Origin of the sequence: Microbacterium oxydans (genome assembly GCF_000956405.1) — a bacterium.
GTDB lineage: Bacteria > Actinomycetota > Actinomycetes > Actinomycetales > Microbacteriaceae > Microbacterium > Microbacterium oxydans_C.
Map to the genome: position 1 here is coordinate 107,037 of NZ_JYIV01000025.1, position 22,166 is coordinate 129,202.

At 69.1% G+C, this 22,166-nt stretch carries 20 protein-coding genes; 13 read left to right on the top strand and 7 right to left on the bottom strand.

The window, feature by feature from the left end; translation table 11 throughout:
* Window positions 1–142 precede the first annotated feature (142 nt).
* Both RN51_RS09260 and RN51_RS09265 read left to right on the top strand, forming a co-directional pair.
* The gene (locus tag RN51_RS09260) at window positions 143–568 is read left to right on the top strand and encodes a YciI family protein (protein WP_045263810.1); all 426 of its coding nucleotides are present in this window, start codon (window positions 143–145) and stop codon (window positions 566–568) included.
* A gap of 13 nt (window positions 569–581) precedes the next feature.
* Window positions 582–1,877 (top strand): RNA polymerase sigma factor, encoded by a 1,296-nt coding sequence (locus tag RN51_RS09265; protein WP_045263758.1) that lies wholly within the window; start codon window positions 582–584, stop codon window positions 1,875–1,877.
* Window positions 1,878–1,938: 61 nt separating this feature from the next.
* Here RN51_RS09265 and RN51_RS09270 read toward each other — a convergent pair whose 3' ends face one another.
* Both RN51_RS09270 and RN51_RS09275 read right to left on the bottom strand, forming a co-directional pair.
* Entirely contained in the window at window positions 1,939–2,211 is a 273-nt protein-coding gene (locus RN51_RS09270; protein ID WP_045263759.1) for a GlsB/YeaQ/YmgE family stress response membrane protein, read from the bottom strand.
* A gap of 162 nt (window positions 2,212–2,373) precedes the next feature.
* Complete coding sequence (locus tag RN51_RS09275) at window positions 2,374–3,294, bottom strand: Bax inhibitor-1/YccA family membrane protein (RefSeq protein ID WP_045263760.1); 921 nt, start codon at window positions 3,292–3,294, stop codon at window positions 2,374–2,376.
* A 90-nt stretch (window positions 3,295–3,384) separates the two neighbouring features.
* Between RN51_RS09275 and RN51_RS09280 the strand changes: the two genes are divergently transcribed.
* Window positions 3,385–4,371, top strand: a complete 987-nt coding sequence (locus RN51_RS09280; protein ID WP_045263811.1) for a glycerophosphodiester phosphodiesterase family protein — start codon at window positions 3,385–3,387, stop codon at window positions 4,369–4,371.
* 17 nt (window positions 4,372–4,388) lie between these two features.
* Here the strand turns inward: RN51_RS09280 and RN51_RS09285 are convergent, their stop codons facing one another.
* Together RN51_RS09285 and RN51_RS09290 are read right to left on the bottom strand one after the other, a co-directional pair.
* The gene (locus RN51_RS09285) at window positions 4,389–4,850 is read right to left on the bottom strand and encodes a hemerythrin domain-containing protein (protein ID WP_045263761.1); all 462 of its coding nucleotides are present in this window, start codon (window positions 4,848–4,850) and stop codon (window positions 4,389–4,391) included.
* 70 nt (window positions 4,851–4,920) lie between these two features.
* On the bottom strand, window positions 4,921–5,319 hold the full coding sequence (locus RN51_RS09290) for a YccF domain-containing protein (RefSeq protein ID WP_045263762.1): 399 nt from the start codon (window positions 5,317–5,319) through the stop codon (window positions 4,921–4,923).
* An 87-nt stretch (window positions 5,320–5,406) separates the two neighbouring features.
* Here RN51_RS09290 and RN51_RS09295 point away from each other — a divergent pair, with 87 nt between their 5' ends.
* The 7 genes from RN51_RS09295 (at window position 5,407) to ligD (ending at window position 16,359) form a co-directional block, all read left to right on the top strand.
* The gene (locus tag RN51_RS09295; RefSeq protein ID WP_045263763.1) at window positions 5,407–6,366 is read left to right on the top strand and encodes an ABC transporter ATP-binding protein; all 960 of its coding nucleotides are present in this window, start codon (window positions 5,407–5,409) and stop codon (window positions 6,364–6,366) included.
* Complete coding sequence (locus RN51_RS09300) at window positions 6,363–7,382, top strand: ABC transporter permease (RefSeq protein ID WP_045263764.1); 1,020 nt, start codon at window positions 6,363–6,365, stop codon at window positions 7,380–7,382. Before RN51_RS09295 ends, RN51_RS09300 begins: the two co-directional genes overlap by 4 nt.
* Before the next feature lie 153 nt (window positions 7,383–7,535).
* On the top strand, window positions 7,536–10,646 hold the full coding sequence (locus RN51_RS09305) for a lamin tail domain-containing protein (RefSeq protein WP_045263765.1): 3,111 nt from the start codon (window positions 7,536–7,538) through the stop codon (window positions 10,644–10,646).
* Between the two features lie 128 nt (window positions 10,647–10,774).
* On the top strand, window positions 10,775–11,386 hold the full coding sequence (locus RN51_RS09310; RefSeq protein WP_045263766.1) for a LysE family translocator: 612 nt from the start codon (window positions 10,775–10,777) through the stop codon (window positions 11,384–11,386).
* Between the two features lie 88 nt (window positions 11,387–11,474).
* A complete protein-coding gene (locus RN51_RS09315) occupies window positions 11,475–13,946 on the top strand; it encodes an ATP-dependent helicase (RefSeq protein ID WP_045263767.1) in 2,472 nt (823 codons plus the stop codon).
* 60 nt (window positions 13,947–14,006) lie between these two features.
* Window positions 14,007–15,182 (top strand): SseB family protein, encoded by a 1,176-nt coding sequence (locus RN51_RS09320; protein WP_052674662.1) that lies wholly within the window; start codon window positions 14,007–14,009, stop codon window positions 15,180–15,182.
* 103 nt (window positions 15,183–15,285) lie between these two features.
* Window positions 15,286–16,359, top strand: coding sequence for a non-homologous end-joining DNA ligase (ligD, locus tag RN51_RS09325; protein WP_045263768.1), 1,074 nt, complete (start codon window positions 15,286–15,288; stop codon window positions 16,357–16,359).
* A gap of 39 nt (window positions 16,360–16,398) precedes the next feature.
* Here ligD and RN51_RS09330 read toward each other — a convergent pair whose 3' ends face one another.
* Complete coding sequence (locus RN51_RS09330; protein ID WP_045263769.1) at window positions 16,399–17,442, bottom strand: ATP-dependent DNA ligase; 1,044 nt, start codon at window positions 17,440–17,442, stop codon at window positions 16,399–16,401.
* 46 nt (window positions 17,443–17,488) lie between these two features.
* Window positions 17,489–18,940 (bottom strand): phytoene desaturase family protein, encoded by a 1,452-nt coding sequence (locus RN51_RS09335; RefSeq protein WP_045263770.1) that lies wholly within the window; start codon window positions 18,938–18,940, stop codon window positions 17,489–17,491.
* Window positions 18,941–19,012: 72 nt separating this feature from the next.
* Here RN51_RS09335 and RN51_RS09340 point away from each other — a divergent pair, with 72 nt between their 5' ends.
* Both RN51_RS09340 and RN51_RS09345 read left to right on the top strand, forming a co-directional pair.
* Entirely contained in the window at window positions 19,013–19,501 is a 489-nt protein-coding gene (locus RN51_RS09340) for a hypothetical protein (protein WP_045263771.1), read from the top strand.
* A complete protein-coding gene (locus RN51_RS09345) occupies window positions 19,456–20,037 on the top strand; it encodes a GNAT family N-acetyltransferase (RefSeq protein WP_197073223.1) in 582 nt (193 codons plus the stop codon). The genes RN51_RS09340 and RN51_RS09345 overlap by 46 nt, the downstream gene beginning before the upstream one ends.
* Here RN51_RS09345 and RN51_RS09350 read toward each other — a convergent pair.
* Window positions 20,022–20,795 carry an AraC family transcriptional regulator gene (locus RN51_RS09350; RefSeq protein ID WP_231579264.1) on the bottom strand — a complete coding sequence of 258 codons (774 nt, stop codon included), beginning with the start codon at window positions 20,793–20,795 and terminating at the stop codon, window positions 20,022–20,024. The two genes, RN51_RS09345 and RN51_RS09350, sit on opposite strands and share 16 nt — an antisense overlap.
* An 81-nt stretch (window positions 20,796–20,876) precedes the next feature.
* On the opposite strand from RN51_RS09350, the gene RN51_RS09355 reads away from it, so the two are divergent.
* Entirely contained in the window at window positions 20,877–22,166 is a 1,290-nt protein-coding gene (locus RN51_RS09355; protein ID WP_045263772.1) for a CynX/NimT family MFS transporter, read from the top strand.

A 22,166-nucleotide genomic window follows, 5' to 3' on the forward strand; every position in this document is an offset into this window, starting at 1 on the left:
CCGGAGCGACGGAAAACGCGACCGGACCCCGGTGTTCAGAACTTCTCCGAAGAATCTCAGGGATGATGTCGATCTGCGGCGTTCCCGTTCGACGTCTTAGATGAGAGGGTCGAGAGACGGCCCCTTGAACAAGGAGAACATCATGAAGTTCATGCTCATCATGCGCGCGACCGACGAGGCAGTGGAGGCGTACAAGGAGATGCCCTTCGACCAGGTCATCGAGGCCATGGGCAAGTACAACGAATCCATGATCAAGGCGGGCGTGCTCGTGGCCGGTGAGGGTCTGACCGACGCGGCCGAGGGCTTCGTCGTCGACTTCAGCACCGAGAAGCCGCTCATCACGGACGGCCCCTACGGCGAGACCAAGGAGCTCTTCAACGGCTTCTGGATCATCGAGGTCCCCACGCGCGAAGAGGCGGCGGAGTGGGCGAGCCGTGCTCCTCTCGGACGTGGTTCGTACCTCGAGGTGCGTCGTGTGACCGGTGTCGAGGACTTCCCTGCCGACAACGAGTGGATCCAGAAGGAAGCGGGCTGGCGCGAGGAAGCGGAACAGCGCGCGCAGCAGTGACGGACGAGCAGCGATGACTCCTCCTGTGCACGGCCAGACGGCGCGCTCGGCACCCGATCCCGGATCTGCTGAGCGCGCCGTCACGGCTGTGTGGCGCATCGAGTCGGCGCGCATCGTCGGCTCGCTCACCCGGATGGTGGGTGACTTCGGGCTCGCCGAAGACCTGGCCCAGGAAGCACTGGTCGATGCGTTGCAGCAGTGGCCGGTCGAGGGCGTTCCCCGCAACGCCGGGGCCTGGCTCACGGCGGTCGCGAAGCGCAAGGCCATCGACCGTTGGCGTCGCCAGGAACGGCTCGACGACAGGGTGGCCCTGCTCGCGCATGACCTCGAGCGGGAACAGGCGGAGGGCGGTGACCTGCTGTGGGATCCGGACGCCGTGGATGACGACGTGCTGCGCCTGATCTTCATCTCCTGCCATCCGGTTCTCGCCAAGGAGGCTCAGGTCGCTCTGACGCTGCGTGTCGTCGGTGGGCTGTCGAGTGAGGAGATCGCCCGCGCGTTCCTGGTGCCGACCGCGACCGTGCAGCAGCGCATCGTCCGCGCGAAGAAGACGCTCGCCGCCGCGAACGCTCCGTTCGAGGTTCCGCCCCGAGACGAGCGCACTCAGCGCATCGGTGCGATCCTCGGGGTGCTGTATCTGATCTTCAACGAGGCGCACGCCGCGAGCAGCGGACCCGAATGGATGCGCCCTGAGCTGAGCGACGAGGCCATCCGCCTCACTCGGGTGCTCGCCACGCTCATGCCCCAGGAACCCGAGGTGCACGGTCTGCTGGCGCTCATGGAGCTCACGGCGGCGCGGTTCGCCGCCCGGGTGGACGGAAACGGGGACCCCGTGCTGCTGGCCGATCAGGACCGCAGACGCTGGGATCGGAGTCGTATCGCGCGGGGACGGGCCTCTCTCGCCAGCGCCGACGCGCTCGGCCGCGGCCGGGGGACGTATTGTCTGCAGGCGGCGATCGCGGAGTCCCATGCCGTGGCCGCGTCGGTCGATGAGACGGACTGGGATCGGATCGTCCTGCTGTACGAGGCGCTGGGGCGCATCTCCCCGTCGCCGGTGGTGGAACTCAATCGAGCGGCGGCTGTCGCGATGGCCACAGGCCCCGCCTCGGCGCTGCGCATCATCGACGAGCTGTCGGACTCCGGGGTGCTGCGGGGCTACCATCTGCTGCCGGCCACGCGAGGGGAGCTGCTGCGTCGACTCGGTCGTGAGGAAGAGGCCCGCAGCGAATTCGCGACTGCGGCCATGCTCGCCGGCAATGATCGCGAGCGCACGCTGCTGGAGCGCAAGGCGCAGGGCGCACAGAAATGACCCGCCCCCTTCGGTAGCGCGAAGCTGCCGAAGAGGGCGGGCGTCTGGATCCGGAGGATCGTCAGTCGTTGACCTTCTGGCCACGGCCGGCGATCAGGCCGTAGATCAGCAGCACGATGATCGAACCGCCGATGGCGAGGAGCCAGGTGCCGAGGTCCCAGAACTCCGTCAGCGGACGGTTCAGGATCAAGCTGCCGAGCCAGCCGCCGAGCAGTGCACCGACGACGCCGAGAAGCAGCGTGATGAACCATCCGCCGCCCTGCTTGCCGGGCAGGATCAGCTTCGCGATGGCTCCGGCGATGAGGCCGAGAAGAAGAAAGCCGAGAAAACTCATGGTCAGCTCCTTGGGTCAGGAGCCCCGGGGTGCCGGGGCCTCGTGACGTCTACTGTGCCCGGCCCCGGAATCATGTGCCAACCCCTTGCGCGCGGCCTCCCGGATATGGCAAGAGGCCCGCCTCCCTTGCAGGAGACGGGCCTCTCGGCGACACGGGTCGCGTCAGTTGTTGCCGCGGGCGATCGCGATGATCCGCAGGATCTCGACGTAGAGCCAGACGACCGTGACCATGATGCCGAAGGCGCCGAGCCAGCCGTACTTGCGAGGAGCGCCGTTGCGGACGCCCTGCTGGATCTGGTCGAAGTCGAGCACCAGCGAGTACGCGGCCATGATCACGACGAGGACGCCGATGATGAGTCCGAGCGGGATGCCGAAGATCTTGGTGCTAAACAGGCCGAACGCGTTGTCGTTGATGCCGGTCCACATGAGGACGAGGTTCAGCAGGGAGAAGACCAGGTAGCCGATCATCGCGATCATGAAGATCTTGGTCGCCTTCTTCGACGCGCGGATCTTGCCGCTCGCGAAGAGAGCGAGAGTGACGCCGACGACCGAGACGGTCGCGAGCGTCGCCTGGAAGACGATGCCGGGCCAGCGCACCTCGAAGAACGCCGAGATGCCACCGATGAACAGACCCTCGAACGCCGCGTAGGCGAAGATCAGTGCGGGGCGCACCTTCTTGCGCGAGGTGAAGGTGATGACCATGGCGAGCACGAAACCGCCGAGCGCCCCGAGCGCCCACGGCAGCACGCTGACGGCGGCGGGGTTGTACGGGTCGTAGCGGGGCACGTCGAGTCCACCGAGCGTCAGCACCCAGCCGATGGCGGCGGTGACGAGGAGGATGCCGAACAGGCCGGCGGTCTTCCAGACGGTGTCCTCGACCGACATGCGGTCGGTCTCGATGGCACCGGCGGGCGGCGCCGCGTACATGCCCTCGAGCTGCGCGTTGGCGGCAGCGTCCATCGCCCCGTGCTGGAGCGAGGCACTCTGCGCGCCCTGGGCAGCCTGAGGTCCGCCCGGGTACGTCGCGACGTTGCGCGGGTCCTGCTGCTGGAAAGCAGGGTTGTTGAAAGCGAAGTTGCTCATTGGTGGGCCTCACTCCAAAGGGGGGTAGTAGGTCTCTCCCCTCCACGATACTCGGCAGGGGGCGCCGCCGGGGTGTTCTACGCTGAGAGCGTGCCCAGGAATTCCCCCCTCGTCATCGGGCACCGCGGTGCGCCCGGCTACCGTCCGGAGCACAGCCGCTCCTCCTACGAACTCGCCCTCGCCATGGGGGTGGATGCGGTCGAGCCCGACGTGGTGGCGACCAAGGACGGCGTGCTCATCGTGCGTCACGAGAACGAGATCTCGGGCACGACCGATGTGGCGGACCATCCCGAGTTCGCCGACCGCAAGACGACCAAGCGCGTCGACGGAGACGCGCTGACCGGCTGGTTCACCGAGGACTTCACCTGGGCGGAGCTGTCCACCCTGCGTATCAGGGAGCGTCTGCCGGAGGTGCGGGCCTCGAGTGCGAGTTTCGACGGCGCTCAGCAGATCCTGCGCCTGCGCGACGTGCTCGACATCGTGCGTGAGGGGTCGACCGAGCACGGGCGTGAGATCGGCGTGGTGCTCGAGGTCAAGCACGCCACCTACTTCGCGAGTCTCGGCCTGGACCTGGCCCCGCTCATCGACCAGGAGCTGCGTGAGGCGGGATGGGCCGCGGGCGAGCTGCCACTGGTCATCGAGAGCTTCGAGTCGACGGTGCTCGGACAGCTGCGCGAGCGCGGCATCTCGGCCTCGTACATCTACCTGATCGAAGCCTCGGGGCGTCCCTACGACCTCCTGGTGGCCGAGGGCAAGCGGGCTCTCACGTACAAGGAGACGGTCGCGCCGAAGGGGCTCGATGCTCTCGTCGGCCGGTTCGACGGCATCAGCGTGAGCAAGAAGATGCTGCTCGATCGCGGCAACACGATCGTCGCGGATGCCCATGCGCGAGGTCTGCAGGTCTTCACGTGGACGTGTCGACCGGAGAACGCCTTCCTCGCCGCCGAGTTCCGCGGGGCGGGCGGTCGCGGAGAGTTCGGCGACTACGAGGCGGAGTGGAGCGTCATCGCACGCCAGGGCATCGATGGGGTGTTCGTGGATCACCCGGATCTGGGCGTCGCCTTCTTCCGCGGCTGAGGCATTCCCCGACCCGGTCAGAGCGGGCCGAGCACGCTCTTCACGTCGCGGTCGAGCGTCAGCGTGCGCAAAGGTCCGAGGATCTCCCGTTCCTCGAATCGGAAGTGCGACTCCATGATCGCCGCGATCCCGTCGAGATGTCCGCCGATCGTCGCCGAGTCATCCCCTCGCTCCGCCGCACTGCGCAGCGAGGCGAGCAGGTGGGCGAGCATCGAGTGATCCTGCATGAGCTTGTCGATGACTCCGCCGAGCTCGGGATGTTCGGCGCGGAGGGAGGGGAAGAGCTGTCGGTCTTCTGCACCGTGGTGACCGTCGAGAGCGGCGCAGAAGCCGATGCAGTAGAGCACGAGCTCCGACGTGGCGTCCGGGACTTCCTGCCCCTGATCGAGAGCCTCGCGGGTCGCGGCGAGGGCGGCACGCAGGCGGGAATGCGCCGAGCGCAGCTCCTGATCCCACGCGATCAGACGGGCGGAATCCATCGGGCCAGTGTAGATCGGCGCAGTGTAGATCCGCGCAGTGGAGATCGGCGCAGTGTCGGCAGCGTCTCGCTCAGAGGGTGCGGTCGAAGGCGCCGCGGCGTGTGGAGACGATCTCCTTGCCCAATGGCATGAGGGAGACGGGGACCATCTTGAAGTCCGCGATGCCCATCGGGATGCCGATGATCGTGATGCACAGCAGGATGCCCGAGACGATGTGGCCGATCGCGAGCCACCAGCCGGCGAGGATCACCCAGAGCACGTTGCCGAGGAACGAGCCGACTCCGGCGGTCGGCTTGCTGATGACCTCTCGTCCGAAGGGCCAGATCGCATAGGCGGCGATGCGGAACGAGGCGATCGCCCAGGGGATCGTCACGATCGGGATGCACAGCAGGATTCCGGCCAGGACGTACCCGAGGAACAGGGCCCAGCCGGCCAGGATGACCCAGATGATGTTGAGGATCGTGCGCATGAGCCGATTGTGTCACCACCGTCGCCGGGACTGAGCATCCGCCCGGAGGTCCCGGATGGGACGGTGTCCGGATGCCAGACTGACCGCATGACCGGAATCGTTGTGCAAGACGTCAGCAGAGCGTTCGGGGCGGTGCAGGCGGTGAGGGGTGCCACGCTCCGTGCGCAGCCGGGGCGCGTGACCGGCCTCGTGGGGCCGAACGGTGCGGGCAAGACGACGCTGCTCCTGATGCTCGCCTCCCTGCTCGCTCCCGACTCGGGGACGATCAGCATCGGGGGAGTCGATCCGTCGGTCGATCCGCTCGCCGCGCGCCGTCTGCTCGGCTGGATGCCGGACACGCTCGGTGCCTGGCCGTCGCTCACGGCTCGGGAGACCATCGTCACGACCTCCCGCCTGTACGGGATCGAGAAGCCCGCGGCGGACGTCCGCGCCCAGCAGCTGCTCGCCCTCGTCGGTCTCGCCGACCTCGCGGACTCCCCGGCCAAGGTGCTCTCCCGCGGGCAGAAGCAGAAGCTCGGACTCGCGCGGGCCCTCGTGCACGACCCGCAGATCCTTCTCCTCGATGAGCCCGCCTCCGGTCTCGATCCCGAGGCGCGGGTGCAGCTGCGCGTGCTGTTGCGCGGCCTCGCCGCCGAGGGCCGCACGGTGCTGATCTCCAGCCACATCCTGTCCGAGCTCGACGAGGTCGTCGACGACGCGGTGTTCCTCGTCGCAGGTTCCGTCGTCGATGCCGCCCCGGCGCAGCGCGTGATGCGAGCCTGGCGGGTGCGTCTGGCCGGAGCCACGGAGGAGCGGACGAAGGCCGACGCGTGGCAGGTGGCATCGACCCTCGGCATCGCTCCCGAGTCGCTCGGACAGGATCGGGGTGCCGTGCTCGTCGGCCTGGAAGGGGAGGAGGCCGCAGCGCAGGCACTGCGGCACCTCGTCGAGGCCGGGCTCCCGGTCGTGGAGTTCGCTCCAGCGCAGAGTCAGCTCGAGCACACCTTCCTCCACCTGCGACAGGCGTCACCGACCCCAGCACCCACCGGAACGGAGGCGGGCGCATGAGCCTCGCGAACATCGGCATCATCGCCCGGCTCGAGCTGACCCAACGGCTGCGCAGCGTGGGGTGGTACGTGATGCTCGGCATCTTCGCCCTGGTGCTGCTCGGCGTCACTGCCCTGTCTTTCGCGGTGTACTCCTGGGGTGACGCGATCGGCGCCGGCGTCTACTCGATCGTCGTCAACATCGTCCTGCTGCTGGTGGTGCTGGTCTCGCCGACGCTCAGCGGCAACGCGATCAACGGCGACCGGGATGCTGCGACCCTCGCCGCGGTGCAGGTGACTGCCGCGTCGACCGGCGACATCATGCTGGGCAAGCTCGTCGCAGCGGTCGCCACCGGCGGTGCCTTCCTGGCCGTGGCGCTTCCGTTCCTCGGTCTCTCCCTGCTCGGCGGAGGCACGAATCCCGTCGTGCTGCTCGTCTCTCTGCTCGTGCTCGCCGCCGAGATCGTGATCGTCGCGGCGATCGGCGTGGGTCTGAGCGGCCTCATCGCCCGCCCGCTGTTCTCCGTGGCGACGACGTACCTCGTGGTCGCCGCTCTCGTGTTCGGCACGCTGATCACTTTCGGCCTGGGCGGCATGGCGGTGCGCGGCGAGGCCACCGTCTACTCGCGCCCCTACGATTCGAACGGCGTCCCCGACTGCGACCGCTGGGACGTCAACAGCACGCAGGAGGTGCCGCGGTTCGATCTGGTCTGGTGGACCCTGGCGGCGAACCCCTTCGTGGTGCTCGCGGATGCCACTCCGACCGAGTACGCGACAGGCGGCTACCCCGTCGACCTGTTCGGTCAGATCAAGTACGGCGTGCGCAGCGCCCAGCAGTCGCCGCTCGAACAGCGCTGGGACGCATGCGATACCGATGGCGGATACCCCACACCGCGCGATGTCATCGATTCCACGGTGCCGAGCTGGTTCGTCGGCCTCGGGGTGCAGGTTGTCATCGCCGGATCGCTGTTCGCGGGGGCATGGGTGCGCACCCGCACTCCGGCCCGACGCCTGCCTCCCGGCACGCGTATCGCCTGACGGGAATCGCCACCTCCTGTTCACCTGGTGTGCATCCGAGGGATCCTCGGCGGCCATCCGGAGTCGGTGGTCTGGGCTGGTACCCGACTGAGTCCCGTCCGGACCGGCCCCGTGTCTCGCGGAGCTGCCCGCCCAGCCACCCAGGAGTCCTCCATGCCCCGCATGCATCGTGCTGCGGCGGTCACGGCGGTGTGCGCATTGAGCGCTGCCGCCCTGCTCGCCGCTCCCGCCGTCGCGATCGGCGCCGATCCCGGCATCCGCCCCACCGAAGCGATCTCCGCAGCTCCGAGCCTCGTGCTGAACGAGATCGTCTACGACGACGCGGCGACCGGCCTCGCCGATCAGGTCGAGATCTACAACGTCGGTACCGAGACGATCGACCTCACCGGCTGGACGATCGCCGACGAGAAGCGCGACAGCTTCGGCACAGCGCCGGATGGCACGTCGCTCGCACCGGGGGAGTTCCTGGTGCTCGTGAAGGATGTCGACTTCGCCTTCGGACTCGGCAAGGGCGATGAGGTCGTCCTGTTCGATCCGAGCGGCGCCGAAGCGGACTCCTACGCATATGCGAAGACCGCTCCGCTGTCGGTGTGGGCACGGTGCCCTGATGGCACCGGGGCCTGGGCTCCTGCGACGAAGGCGACGCCCGGAGCCGCGAACGACTGCGCGGTCGCGCCCGTCGACGGCTCCATCGTCATCAACGAGGTGGACTCGCAGCCCGCCGACTGGGTGGAGTTCTACAACCCCGGCACCGAGGCGCTCGACATCTCGGGCTACGAGATCCGCGACAACTCCGACGACCACCGCTGGCAGTTCCGTCCAGGCACGTCGATCTCCGCCGGCGGATTCCTCGTCGTCGAGGAGGGGACCATCGGACTTTCCGGCGGCGTCGAGGCCGCGTTCCGCGAGCCGATCGGCATCGGCAGCGCCGACCGCATCCGGCTCTTCGACGTCGCGGGGACGATGATCGACGACACCCTGCCCTGGCAGGGCCACGCGGCGATCGACGGCGACTTCGCCGCAGCCACGCTGGCCCGCTGCCCCGACGGCATCGGGGCGTTCGTCCTCGCCCACCCGACTCCCGGCGCGACGAACTCGTGCGTCATGCCTGACGTCGTGATCAACGAGATCGAGTCGAACGGCGACACCACCGACTGGGTCGAGATCGTCAACACCGGCGGCGCGGCGGTCGACCTCTCCGGCTGGACCGTGATGGACAGCGACCCGACGGGGCACGCCGCCGAGACCACGCCGCTCCCGTCCGGGACGATCCTGCAGCCGGGCGGCTACTTCGTCTTCGACCAGCCGGCGAACTTCGTCTTCGGTCTCGGCAACGGCGACACCGTGACGATCCGCGACGCGAACGGCAACACGGTCGATGAGCACGTCTACACCGCGCACGCGGCCGGCGTCCTCGCCCGCTGTGCCGACGGCGTCGGGGACTTCGTCGACATCGCGGTCTCGACCAAGGGGCTGCGCAACGCCTGCGGCAACCCGGTGCGGATCAACGAGGTCGAGTCCGACGGCGGCTCACCCGACGATTGGGTGGAGCTCGTGAACCCGACGGACGCCGCACTCGATGTGTCGGGCCTCGTGGTGAAGGATGACGATGACGCGCACGCCTACGCGATTCCGGACGGCACCATCATCGGGGCGGGCGAGTACCTCGTGATCGAGCGGGCTCAGCTCGGCTTCGGACTCGGCGCGGGCGATGCAGTGCGGGTGTTCGACGGAGATCTGCTCGTGGATTCGACCTCGTGGGGCGATGGCCACGCCGCGACGACCTGGGGCCGTTGCCCCGACATGACCGGCTCCTTCGCCGTCACCGCTGCTTCCACGAAGGGCGTCGCGAACGTCTGTGCCGGCGAGGTCGCCGTGGGGACGTGGCCCGGCTCGCCCGAGGTGCGCGTGGTGGACAGCATCCCGACGTTCCTCGAAGACAGTTCGGGACTCGACGTGCAGGAGACCGCCGACGGGGCGTTCCTCTGGGCGGTCGACAACGGCGAGGGGCGCATCTGGAAGCTCGAAGCGCACGCCGACGGCTCGATCACGAAGGTCGACGGCTGGGATGCGGGCAAGCGGGTGCGCTTCCAGAAGGATGCAGCGAACCCGGGAGCCGCAGGTCCGGACACCGAGGGCATCACGGTCGACGGCGACGGCTTCGTCTACGTCGCATCCGAGCGCGACAACAGCGCCAAGGGTGTGAACCAGAACATGGTGCTGAAGGTCGATCCCGACGCCTCGGCCGGCGACCTCGTCGCTCAACAGGAGTGGGACCTGACCTCGCTGCTGCCCGCGGTGGGAGCGAACCTCGGCATGGAGGCCGTGCAGTGGGTTCCGGACTCCGCGCTCGACGGAAAGCTCTTCGACGACCGGAAGGGCGCAGCGTACGACCCGAAGGACTATGCGGGACACGGGGGCGGGCTGTTCCTCGTCGCGGTCGAGGACAACGGTCATGTGTACGCCTTCGCCCTCGGCTCCGACGGCTCGGCGACGCTGGTCTCGGAGATCGCTCCCGGCCTGGCCGGTGTGATGGCGCTCGACTACGACAGCGTGCGCAACAGTCTCTGGGCGGTGTGCGACGACGGGTGTCAGGGGCGCTCGGCCGAGATCACGCTGAACGGAACCGCGCAGCCGGGCATCGCGCACTACGCCCGCCCGGCGGGTATGCCGGACATCAACAACGAGGGCTTCGCCACGGCGCCGGCCTCGCTGTCGATCGACGGGCAGCGCCCGGTCTGGTGGTTCGCCGACGGTTTCGCCTCGGAGGCGCTGCGCACCGGGACCCTCCCCAGCGGCGGCGGCACCCCCGGAGGCGAGAGCCCGCCCCTTCCCGGTACAGAGCTCGTCGACGGCAACCGCGGCGGTCTCACCGTGGATCCCGCGGTCGCGACGCGAGGGCAGACGGTCACGATCACCGTCGATGCGAAGGCCGCGGGCACGGACGTCGCGGTGTGGATGTACTCCGACCCGATCCGCATCGCGACGGGCGCGCTCACGGAGGGCGGCACCATCGCGGCGAGGATCCCCACGGATGCGCCGCTCGGCGCACATCGGATCGCGGTGTTCGATGCGAGCGGCGCTCTCCTCGGCTGGGCCGACATCCGGATCTCTGCGGAAGCGGGAGCAGAGGCCGGTGCAGGAGCCGGCGCAGGTGGGCTCGCGGCCACCGGCTCCGAGCTTCCCCTCGCGGCTGCAGTCCTGGCGCTGCTGCTGCTCGCCGCCGGCGCGGCGACGGTGCGGCGCCGACGGCGCGGGGCCTGAGTTGTGAGCGGGGGTGCGAACTGCTCGTGCCCCCGCGCACCCGCCTCATCTTCCTCCAGGGGGTGCGCGCACGACGCCCGACCGACTAGACAGGGTGTGAGCGCGGGGAACCGCAGGAGAGGACGTCGATGAGCATTGCATTCCTGCTGACCACGCTGGTGATCGTCGCCACACCGGGTACCGGCGCCGTCTACTCCATCGCCGAGGGCATCTCGCGTGGGCGCAGAGCCGGCATCATCGCCGCATTCGGCTGCACGCTCGGCGTCATCCCCCACATGATCGCGGCGATCACGGGTTTGGCCGCGATCCTGAACGCCTCCGCCGTGGCATTCGAGACGATCAAGTGGGTCGGCATCGCGTACCTGCTGTTCCTCGCGTGGCAGACCCTGCGGGACAAGTCGCTGATCCAGGCGGATGAGGACCCTGCCCCGCGGTCGTCGTGGCGCGTGATCGGCACGGCGGTGCTCATCAACGTGCTGAACCCCAAGCTCACGATCTTCTTCTTCGCGTTCCTCCCGCAGTTCGTGCCGTCGCAGGCGCCGGACGCCGCGTGGCAGATGGCAGGACTCAGCCTCGTGTTCATGGTCCTGACCTTCGTCGTCTTCGCGATCTACGGCATCTTCGCCGCCACCATGCGCACTCAGGTGCTGGGTCGTCCGAGGGTCGTGACCTGGCTGCGCCGCTCCTTCGCCGCGACCTACGTGCTCCTGGCTGGACGCCTTGCAATGGAGAGCCGGTAGCGTCACCCGGCGCCCAGCCGCGGTACGCCTCCGGGGCGCCGCTATCCCGTGCCGCGGTGTCGGTGCCGACGCCTAGACTCGAAGGGCCATGACCGAAGCTCCTCTCATCGTCCCCTCCACCGCCGGTCCTCGCTCGTCGGGAGCCCCGGGGCAGGACGAACTCCTCGCCGGCCTCAACCCGCAGCAGCTCGAGGCCGTCACCTATCGCGGCCCGGCGCTGCTCATCGTCGCGGGCGCCGGATCGGGCAAGACCAGCGTGCTCACCCGGCGCATCGCCTCGCTGCTGCGCAGTCGCGAGGCGTGGCCGAGCCAGATCCTCGCCATCACCTTCACGAACAAGGCCGCCGGTGAGATGCGCGAGCGCGTCGAGGGACTCATCGGCGACGCCGCGCGCGGCATGTGGATCTCGACCTTCCACTCCGCGTGCGTGCGCATCCTGCGCCGTGAGGCCCAGCAGTTCGGGTTCACCAAGAACTTCACCATCTACGACTCCGGCGACTCGCGCGCGCTCATCAAGCGACTCGTGAAAGAGCACGAGGCTGACGCGTACGGTCTCACCCCCGCCGCCGTGCAGGGGCGCATCTCCAAGCTGAAGAACGAGTTGTCCGATGCCGAGGCTTATGCGCGTCAGGCCAACATGTCGGATCCCGCCGAGCGCGTGTTCGTCGAGGTGTTCGCCGACTATCAGCGGCAACTGCAGAAGGCCAACGCCTTCGACTTCGATGATCTGATCGGCCAGACCGTCTACCTGTTCCGTGCCTTCCCCCAGGTGGCCGACACGTACCGCCGTCGGTTCCGGCACATCCTGGTCGACGAGTACCAGGACACCAACCACGCCCAGTACGCGCTCATCCATGAGCTCACGCGGCCGGTGTCGGGCGCGGGCGCGGCATCCGAGCCATATGCCTCGAACGGCATGATGATCTTCGAGCCCGACCCCGAGCCGGCGCCGGGGGCAGGCGAGGCCGGCGCGTCGCTCACGGTCGTCGGTGACTCGGACCAGTCGATCTACGCCTTCCGTGGTGCCGACATCCGCAACATCAGCGAGTTCGAGCGCGACTTCCCCGGGGCGAAGGTCGTGCTGCTGGAGCAGAACTACCGCTCCACCCAGAACATCCTGTCCGCCGCGAACGCCGTGATCGGCAACAACTTCGACCGCAAGGACAAGAAGCTCTGGAGCGACAAGGGCGATGGCGACGCCATCATCGGCTTCACCGGGTACTCCCAACACGACGAGGCGCAGTTCGTGGCCGACGAGGTCGAGGCGCTCCACCGCAAGGGGATGCCGTACTCGGAGATGGCCGTCTTCTATCGCACGAACTCGCAGTCCCGCGCGCTGGAGGAGATCTTCATCCGCTCCGCTGTGCCGTACAAGATCATGGGCGGCACGAAGTTCTACGAGCGCGCCGAGATCAAGGACGCGCTCGCCTATCTCGTCGCTGTCGCCAACCCCGCCGATGAGATGGCCGTCCGCCGCATCCTCAACAAGCCTCGACGCGGCATCGGCGACGTCACGGAGACGGCGATCGCGCGCTTCGCGGAAGAGCACGGGATCTCGTTCCGCGACGCTCTGTCGCTTCCGGGCCAGCTCGGGGTCGGCCCGAAGATCCAGGCCGCGATCGCGCAGCTCGACGCGGTGCTCGCCGAGGCGACGGCGATCATGCTGCCGGCGACGGGCGAAGTGCCGCCTCCCACCTCGGTGGCCGACGGGCTGAGCCTGCTGCTGTCGAAGAGCGGTTACCTCGACGCGCTGCGAGCCAGCCGCGACCCGCAGGACGAGGCTCGTGTCGAGAACCTCGACGAATTCGTCGCCGTCACGCGCGACTTCGCCAGGAACAACCCTGAGGGCACCATCACCGACTTCCTCACCGAGGTCGCGCTGGTGTCGGACGCCGACGATCTCGACGACGAATCCGGTTCCGTGTCGCTCATGACGATGCACACGGCCAAGGGCCTGGAGTACGACGCGGTGTTCGTCACCGGCGTGGAGGAAGACCTCATCCCGCACCGCATCTCGGCGGGAGAGCCGGGTGGGCCGCAGGAGGAGCGTCGACTGTTCTACGTGGGGATCACCCGCGCCCGCAAGCGCCTGCACCTGTCCTTGGCGATGACCCGCGCACAGTTCGGTGAGGTCACGGTCGCGATGCCCAGCCGCTTCCTGCAGGAGATCCCCGCCAACCTGATCGACTGGCGGCAGTCCCCGGGCGATGTCAATTCGCGTGGCGGGATGCAGTCGCGTGCGCTGAACTCGCGCCGTCAGGGCGGTTTCGGCAGCTCGGGCTCCGGGGACCGCTTCGCGGTGAAGTCTTTGCCGGGGCGAGACTCCTTGAAGCCGCTGTCGACGGCCATGGACAAGTTCCCCAACCGGGTCACGGCCAAGATGCGCGACAACGGCGATCTCGAGCTCGCCGCCGGCGACCGCATCCGTCACGTCGACTTCGGCGAGGGGCGAGTGGACGCGGTGACCGGCGAGGGTGCGAAGCGCATCGCGCACGTGCGCTTCGACTCGGCGGGACAGAAGAAGCTCCTCATCAAGGTCGCGCCGATCGAGAAGATCTGACCCACTTCGGTTCCCGGCGTCGGCGGAGCGTCGGGAGGTTTGACGGTTAGGCTGGCTCATATGGCCCTCTTCTCCCGCCGCAAGAAGTCCGGTGACGATGTCGTCACCCCCACCACGCAGCCAGACACCGCCGATGCTGTCGAGACCGGCGCCGCGCTGTCCGACAGCACGGCATCCGAGAGCACGGCGTCCGAAGGCACCGTCGAGGAGCAGCCAGCGGCGCCGTCGATCGGGATCTCGGTGCAGGCGTTCCGCGGCGTCGGCGCGGAAGCCGGTCCTGAGGTCGAACTGCCGTCCTCCGACGCGCCGTCGAGCACGCCGACGCCGCCCGCACCCTCTGCCGCGCCGCAGAACCCGCCGCGTCCCGCTGCGCGGGCCGAGGCGTCCCCGGAGCGGCGTCTGCCCCTCGCCTCCGCGCTGCCTCCGGAGCAGACGGAGACGGTCGCCGGCATGAAGGACAACGTCCTGCTGCGTGAAGCCCTCACCGAGATCGAGGCGGGCGCGACCAACGACCAGTTGCTCGGCGTCATGCGTCAGGCGCTCCAGGGCCACCTGTACATCCGCGTGAACGGCGATGCGCGTGCGCAGATCAGCGAGGGCAAGGCGCTCTCGGTCGCAGTCGTCCGCGACAGCGAGGACCGCCAGTACATGCTGGCCTTCAGCTCGGCCGCCGCCGTGCGCGATTCCGTGCAGCTCGAAGCCGACCCCTCGTCGACGTCGGCGGTCGCTCAGCCCGTCACCTCGGTGCTGCAGCAGGTGGTATCCGGTGACTTCGCCGGTCTGATCGTCGACAACGCCTCGGCTCCGCACCGGGTGGTCTTCCCGACCGAGCTCCTGCAGAAGACGCTCGAGCAAGCCGACGTCGACATGACCGTGAAGAGCATCCTCGCTGCCCCCCGCCAGCAGGATTCCGCTGTCAAGGTCGGCGAGGCACTCGCGACCACGCGTATGTGGGTCGCGGTCAACGACGGCTCCGGCGGGGGGCCTGTGGGCATCGCCGAGGCGCAGACGACGGATGGACGTCGCTTCCTGCAGCTGTTCTCGCACCCGCTCGAGGTCATCGCGCTCGGCCGAGGTGACCGTCCGCTCCCGTTCGCACCCGAGCAGCTCGCGAAGGTGCTCACCGGTCATGCCGACATCGCCGGTGTGATCGTCGACTCGGCGGGCCCGTCGATCGTCGTCGAGCGGGATGCGCTCACGCCGGTCCTGGTGCTGGCCGTCGACCTGGGCGACTGACGGGCGCATCGAACCCGGCTTCTCGAAGCCGGCTGAGTCGAGCCCGGTGCGCTGCCGCGTGGGCGGGGTTCCGTCTGTGCTGACCGCGCTCTAGGGTCGGAGCATGGCCTCAGAACGCGTGACCCTGATCGTCGCCGACCTCGACGGAGAACGCGAGGTCGCGCTCTCCAGCCCGAACCGCGTGGTGTGGCCCGACCTGGGCATCACCAAGGCGGAACTCGCGGAGTATGCGCAGCTGGTCGCCGGTCCCTTCCTGGCGGCCAACGGCAACCGCCCGGTGTCGCTGGAGCGGTTCCGTGACGGCGTCGGCCCGTCCGGAGGGGCCAGGGCGGACGGCTTCTTCTCCAAGAACCCGCCCAAGGGAACGCCGGATTTCGTCGACGCCGTCACGGTGACCTACAACAGCGGACGCCGGCACCCGCAGATCGTCCTGAACCGTGCCAGCGCGATCGTCTGGGCAGTGCAGATGAACACGATCGTGTTCCATCCGTGGGCATCGCTCGCCACCGACCCCGACAACCCCGTCGAACTGCGCATCGACCTCGATCCGCAGCCGGGCACCGACTTCGCCGACGCCGTGACGGCCGCCCACACCCTGCGCGACGTGCTGCGCGAGGCGGGTCTGGAAGCCTTCGCCAAGACCAGCGGCAACCGCGGCCTGCACGTGTTCGCGCCGATCGAGCCGACCCACGAGTTCCTGGATGTACGTCACGCCGTCATCGCCGCCGGACGCGAGCTCGAGCGGCGGATGCCCGAGCAGGTCACGACGAACTGGTGGAAGGAGGAGCGGGGAGAGCGCATCTTCGTCGACTTCAACCAGGCCAACCGGGACCGGACGATGGCGGGCGCCTACAGCCCGCGTGCGCTGCCGGGAGCGACGGTCTCGACGCCGGTCGCGTGGGAGGAGCTCGATGGCCTCGACCCGACGGTGTTCACTGTCCGCAGCGTTCCGACGCGTCTGGACGAGGTCGGCGATCCGTGGGCGTCGATGCAGGAGACTCCCGGACGGATCGACACGTTGCTGGAGTGGTGGGAGCGCGACAAGGAGAACGGGCTCGGTGAGCTGCCCTTCCCGCCGGAGTTCCCGAAGATGCCCGGCGAGCCGCCGCGGGTGCAGCCGAGCAAGAAGGTCGCGGCCAACTGGGAAGACGACGGTACTCCAGCCGAGAAGGGCTGACCCCCGCCGTCAGCTCAGTGCATCTCAGCTCAGTACATCTCAGCTCAGCACGTCGGCGAGGTCGTAGCCCGCGACGGTGTCCAGCTGATCGTAGGTGCACGAGCGGGCGTCGCGATCGGGCCGCCAGCGCTCGAACTGCACCGTGTGACGGAAGCGAGCGCCTTCGAGCTGGTCATATCGCACCTCGAGCACGCGCTCCGGACGCAGCCGTACGAACGAGACATCCTTCGATCCGCTGAAGCGCGATCGCTCGCCCTCCGCTGTCACGGCTTCGCCCGACTCGTCGCGCTCGACCAACGGGGCGAGCTCCTCGACGAGTTCCTGCCGACGGGCATCGCTCCACGCCGCCACACCTCCGACCTGGCGAAGAGTGCCGTCGTCGTCGTACAGCCCGACCAGAAGGGAGCCCACCCCCGAGCCGGACTTGTGGATGCGGTAGCCGAGCGCGACCACGTCGGCTGTGCGGGCGTGCTTGATCTTGAAGAGGGTGCGCTTGCCGGGCGCGTAAGGCTGGTCGAGCGGCTTCGCCACGACGCCGTCGAGCCCGGCACCCTCGAACTCGGCCAGCCAACGCACCGCGGCCCCGCGATCGCGGGTCGTGCGGGTGAGATGCAGCGGGTGCTCCACCGTCTCCATGAGGGTCTCGAGGCGCGCCCTTCTCGTCTCGAACGACTGGGCGAGCAGGTCGTCCTCCCCGGCGGCGAGCAGGTCGAAGGCGATGAACATCGCGGGTGTCTCCGCGGCGAGCTTCGCGACGCGCGAGGCAGCGGGGTGGATGCGCTGGCTGAGCGCCTCCCAGTCCAGTCGCTGCGATCCGTGCGGACCCGTGGCCACGACGATCTCGCCGTCGAGCAGGCACGGTTCCGGCAGCAGCTGGGGGATCGCATCGACCAGTTCCGGGAAGTAGCGGGTCAGGGGCTTCGCGCCTCGTGACCCGATCTCCACCGTGTCGCCGTCCCACGCGATGAGCCCGCGGAAGCCGTCCCACTTCGGTTCGTACAGGAGTCCGCCGGAGGACTTCGCCGGGTCGGGGACGGCCGGCACCGCTTTGGCGAGCATCGGCGCGGGGATCTCGTAGCGCATGGTCCCATCCTGGCCGCGAGCGATCTGCGACGGAAGAGGAGTTCGCTCAGCCGAACAGGTCGGACAGCTCCGCAGGTTCTCCTGCATCCCGCAGCGCCGTGCGTGCAGCGTGCCAGCCGGCCATCCCGTTCACGGACGGACCGGGGGGCGTCGAGGCGGAGGCCAGATACACGCCGCGCATCGGCGTGCGCCACGGCGCGGGGGAGAGCACCGGGCGCCGTAGCGCCTGGCGGATGTCGAACACGCCGCCGGAGATGTCGCCGCCGATCTCGGTCGGGTTGATCGCCTCGCGCGATGATGCCGGTACCGCGTGGTGTGCCAGGATCAGGTCGCGGAACCCGGGGGCATAGCGCTCGACCTGCGCGGTGATGAGCTCTGTGGGGTCGAGGTCGGAGCCCGGGGGGACGTGGATGTACGCCCAGAAGACGGCTTTGCCGACGGGCGCGCGGGAGTCGTCGAGGACCGAGGGCTGCACGGCGAGCACGTAGGGACGCTCGCTCACGCGCCCTGCGGCGACGGCGTTCTCGCTCGCCCAGACCTCGGCGCGCGTGCCCCCCAGGTGCACGGTCGGGGCGCTGGCGACGTCGGGGTTCGTCCACGGGATCGGTCCGTCGAGGGCGAAGTCGACCTTCGCGGCACCCGGACCGTAGCGGTAGGAGCGGATGGCCCGTGCGTAGCCTGCCGGCACGTCGGGATGCGTGAGCGCGAGTCGCGGCGACGTGTTCAGAAGCAGCAGGTCTCCGCGACTCGGATCGCCCCAGTCCAGCGTCCCGAGGTCCGAGATCTGTGTGCTCGCCTCGACGGTGCCCCCGTGCTGCTCGAGGTCGGCGACCATGGCGTCGGCGATGCGCTGCGCACCGCCGCGTGGATACGGCCAGCCCCCGGCGTGCCCGAGCGCGGCCAGCAGCAGCCCCGCGGCAGCGCCCGCCAGTGTGGGTTGCGGGGAGTTCGCATGCGCCACCACTCCGGACATCAGAGCGGCGGCTTCCTCGGTGCGGAACGCCCTTGCAGCCAGGGGTGTGCCCTGATCCAGCATCCGCAGGGCGTAGCGCACGGCGGTCACCGGATCGCGCGGAATACGCAGCAGCTGATTGCCGGTGAAGTCGACGACCCCCTCGATGTGCCTGCTCAAGGGGCGCAGTCGGGACAGCCAGGCCTCGCCGTCGGTGCCGAGCTCCGCCGCCGTGCGATCGATGTCGCGCCATGCCACCGCCGCACGCCCGTCGTCGAGGGGGTGGGCGTAGGAGGCCTCCGGCCGGATCCACTCGATCCGGCGATCGAGGCCGAACGCCTGGAAGAACGGGGAGGAGGCGGCCGCGGGGTGCACCGCGGAGCACACGTCGTGCTGGAAGCCGGGAAGCGTGGCTTCGCGGGTGCGGACCCCGCCACCGATCGTGTCCGCGCCTTCGAGGACGCGCACCGTGTAGCCGGCACGAGCGAGCGTCACCGCCGCTGCGAGGCCGTTCGGACCGGATCCGATGATCGTCGCCTGAGCCATGTCGTCAGTTTGGCACGTATACGAGTAAAAAACGGTCGGCCGCACCCGGCGGAGCGTGCGATCCTGGAAAGAATGAAAGAAGTACAGGGGCCGACCCCCGCAGGCACCTCCCGTCCATACCGTTCGCTTCCGGAAGCGCTCCGTGCGCACCGCATCGATCCGTCGAACCACGCGTTCATCACGGCGATCGTCGAGGCCATCGGGATCAGTTCGTTCATCGACCGCGGTCGATACATCGAGGCGATCCGTCGTGGCGAGGGAGCATCTCTCCACATCGGGCGCACCTACACGAACGGCTTCACAGAGGACGAGCGACTTGTCGTCGGGTCCGCCCCGTTGCGCCTGCAGCCCAGCGAGGGTCGCGCGCCGTACTTCTACGTCAGCCATCCGAGCGAGTTCATCCCGCTGACTCCCCAGCGCGCCGCGAAGCGCGCGACGACTCCTCGCGTCGCCGCTCCCCGCGCGGAGAAGGCGCCGAAGCCGGTCGAGGAGCGCGACTACGGCGTCTGCGACGTGTGCTTCATGGTGAAGACCCCGTCGGGTGGCTGCGGCTGCGACTGACGGTGGCCGTCAGCGCTGGGTCGGGAGCGGGCCGACCGCTGATCCGGCTCGCCGACCTGACGGGGCCCGATGCCCCCGAGGTCGGTGCAGCTGTGCGTGCGTATCTGCTGCAGACGGAGCGCGAGAAGAGTCAGCAGGAAGGCGGCAGCGAGCCCGATCCTTCCGGAGCACTTCCCGAGCGCTACCGCTGCGAGGTCGATGACCCCTCAGCGGCGTACGCGGGTCACCGCGTGCGCGTGGCCCAGCTCGGCGAGAGCGTCGTCGGGGTCGTGGTGCTCTCCGTGAGCGACGACGTGGCCGAGATCAAGCGACTGTGGGCCGTGCCGGAGGTGCGTGGCCGCGGTGTCGGGTCGGCGCTGCTCGACGCCGCGCTCCACGATGCGCGCGACCTCGGCACCGCTCGGGTGCGACTGTCGGTGTGGGACTGGCGGACCGGGCCGGTGCGCCTCTATGAATCGCGGGGTTTTCAGCGCGTGCCGTCGTGGGATGACCGCGAGCGGCTCGTGTGCATGGAGCTGTCTCACACTGCGGGCTGAGACTGTCGGTATCGGCCGGGGGTCATCCCGACGAGCGGTGTGAACTGCTGGATGAACTGACTGGTCGTCGCCCACCCGCACGCGGCGGCCGTGTCGGTCACCGAGGTGCCGTCGGCGAGGAGGACGAGCGCGCGGTGCACCCGCAGCTGGAGGCGCCACTGCCGGTATCCCATACCCGTCTCCTGGGGGAACAGGCGACTCAGCGTCCGCTCGGCGGTGCCGGTGCGCTTGCTGAGCTCACCGAGCGACACGGGCTGGGCGAGATCGTCCTCGACGATGCGGGCCGCCCGGCGCAGACGGGGATCGTGGGGCTCGGGCAGGTGCAGGGGCTGCTCCGGCGCGGTGACCGCTTCGTCGACGATCACTCGGCGCAGGTGGTCCAGCGCACGGGTGCTGCGCGTGCGGCCGGACGTCATCGCCAGCAGGGCCTCGCGGGCGAGCGGCGTCGCGACGAGCACGACAGGGGCGGGCGGAAGCAACGCGGCGAGCTCGTCCGTCAGATGGACGATGCGCATGTCCGTGCGCCCGTGCGCGCGATGACGATGCTCGGCCCCGGCGGGCACCCAGGCCACGCGCGTCGACGGCGCGATCCAGGCGCCGTCGTCGGTGAGCAGCGACAGCACACCTGATGCGGCATGCACCAGGTGTCCCAGCGGGTGGGCGTGGCGCGGCGATGTCTCGGCGTGTGCGAACCGATAGGCGCCCTCCATCGGCAGTGCGTCGAGGGAGTCGAAGTCGACCAGGTTCAGATCGACCATTGGAGATGATTGGCGAGTATTCGACATCGAGATGCAGTCTACGTGTTTCCTGACGGGTGGTGCGGGTGCTGGACTCGGAGCATGACCACGATGCAGGAACCGTTCGACACCGCCCCGACCCCGCTGACGCCGTCTCTGCGTCGCGGTGGCATCCTCACCGGGATCTACGTGGCTGCCGGCCTGCTCCTGATCGCGCTGAACCTCCGCATGGGCGTCGCCTCGGTCGGACCCGTGCTCCCCGCGATGGAGCGGAGCCTCGGCCTCCCGGCGGCTGCGGCAGGACTGCTGACCACGATCCCGGTGTTCGCCTTCGGCGCCTTCGCCTTCCTGACCCCGACGCTGACCCGCTGGATCGGCCTGCATCGGCTGCTCGCCCTGACGATGGTCGTCGTGGCAGTCGGCATCGGCGTGCGTCTGCTTCCCTCGCCCGTGGCACTGTTCGGTGGCACTGTGCTGGTCGGTGCGGGCATCGCCGTCGCGAACGTGTGCATGCCCGCCGTGATCAAGCAGGACTTCGCACACCGTGTCGGCCTCATGATGGGGCTGTACTCCACCGCGCTGTTCCTCGGCGCTGCGGCGGCTGCAGCGCTCACCGTGCCCTTCATGACCGCGCTCGACGGTTCATGGCGGGGCGCCCTGGCGGTCTGGGCGATTCCCGCAGTCCTCGCGTTCCTGGTGTGGCTGCCGTGGGCGTTGCGCGGGGGCGCCGGTGCGGCGGCCCGCCCTGGCGCGTCCGGAGGTCCCGTCGATGCGATCCTCGAGCCTCGGGATGAGCCGCGGATGTCGGCGCTGCTTCGCGACCCGGTCGCCTGGGCGGTCACGGGGTTCATGGGGTTGCAGAGCCTGAGCTACTACGCAGCGCTGACCTGGATACCGACCATCCTGCAGGACGCCGGGGTGCCGGTGTCCGATGCCGGGCTGCTGCTGTCGTACTCGAGCCTCCCGGGGATCGCCGCTGCGCTGCTCGTACCGACGATGCTGCGTCGCCTCCGACCGAACTGGCTGCCCGTCCTGCTCTCCGCGCTCCTGTGCGCGACAGGTCTCATCGGGCTCCTCGTCGCGCCGGGCGGCGCCGCTCCCTGGGTGTGGATGACGCTCCTCGGGCTCGGACAGGGCGCGGCCATCGCGCTGTCGCTGACCTACATCGTGCTGCGTGCGCCCGACGCACAGCACACCGCGCACCTGTCGACCATGGCGCAGGGCATCGGCTACCTGCTCGCCGGCCTCGGCCCGATCGGTATCGGTCTGCTGCATGCGGCCATCGGGGGATGGGTCGTCCCGGTCGTGGCGCTGGTCCTCCTGTTGGGCGTGCAGGCGGTCGCGGGATCGGCAGCGAGTCGTGAACGCCACGTGAACGCCCGGCGGGGGTGA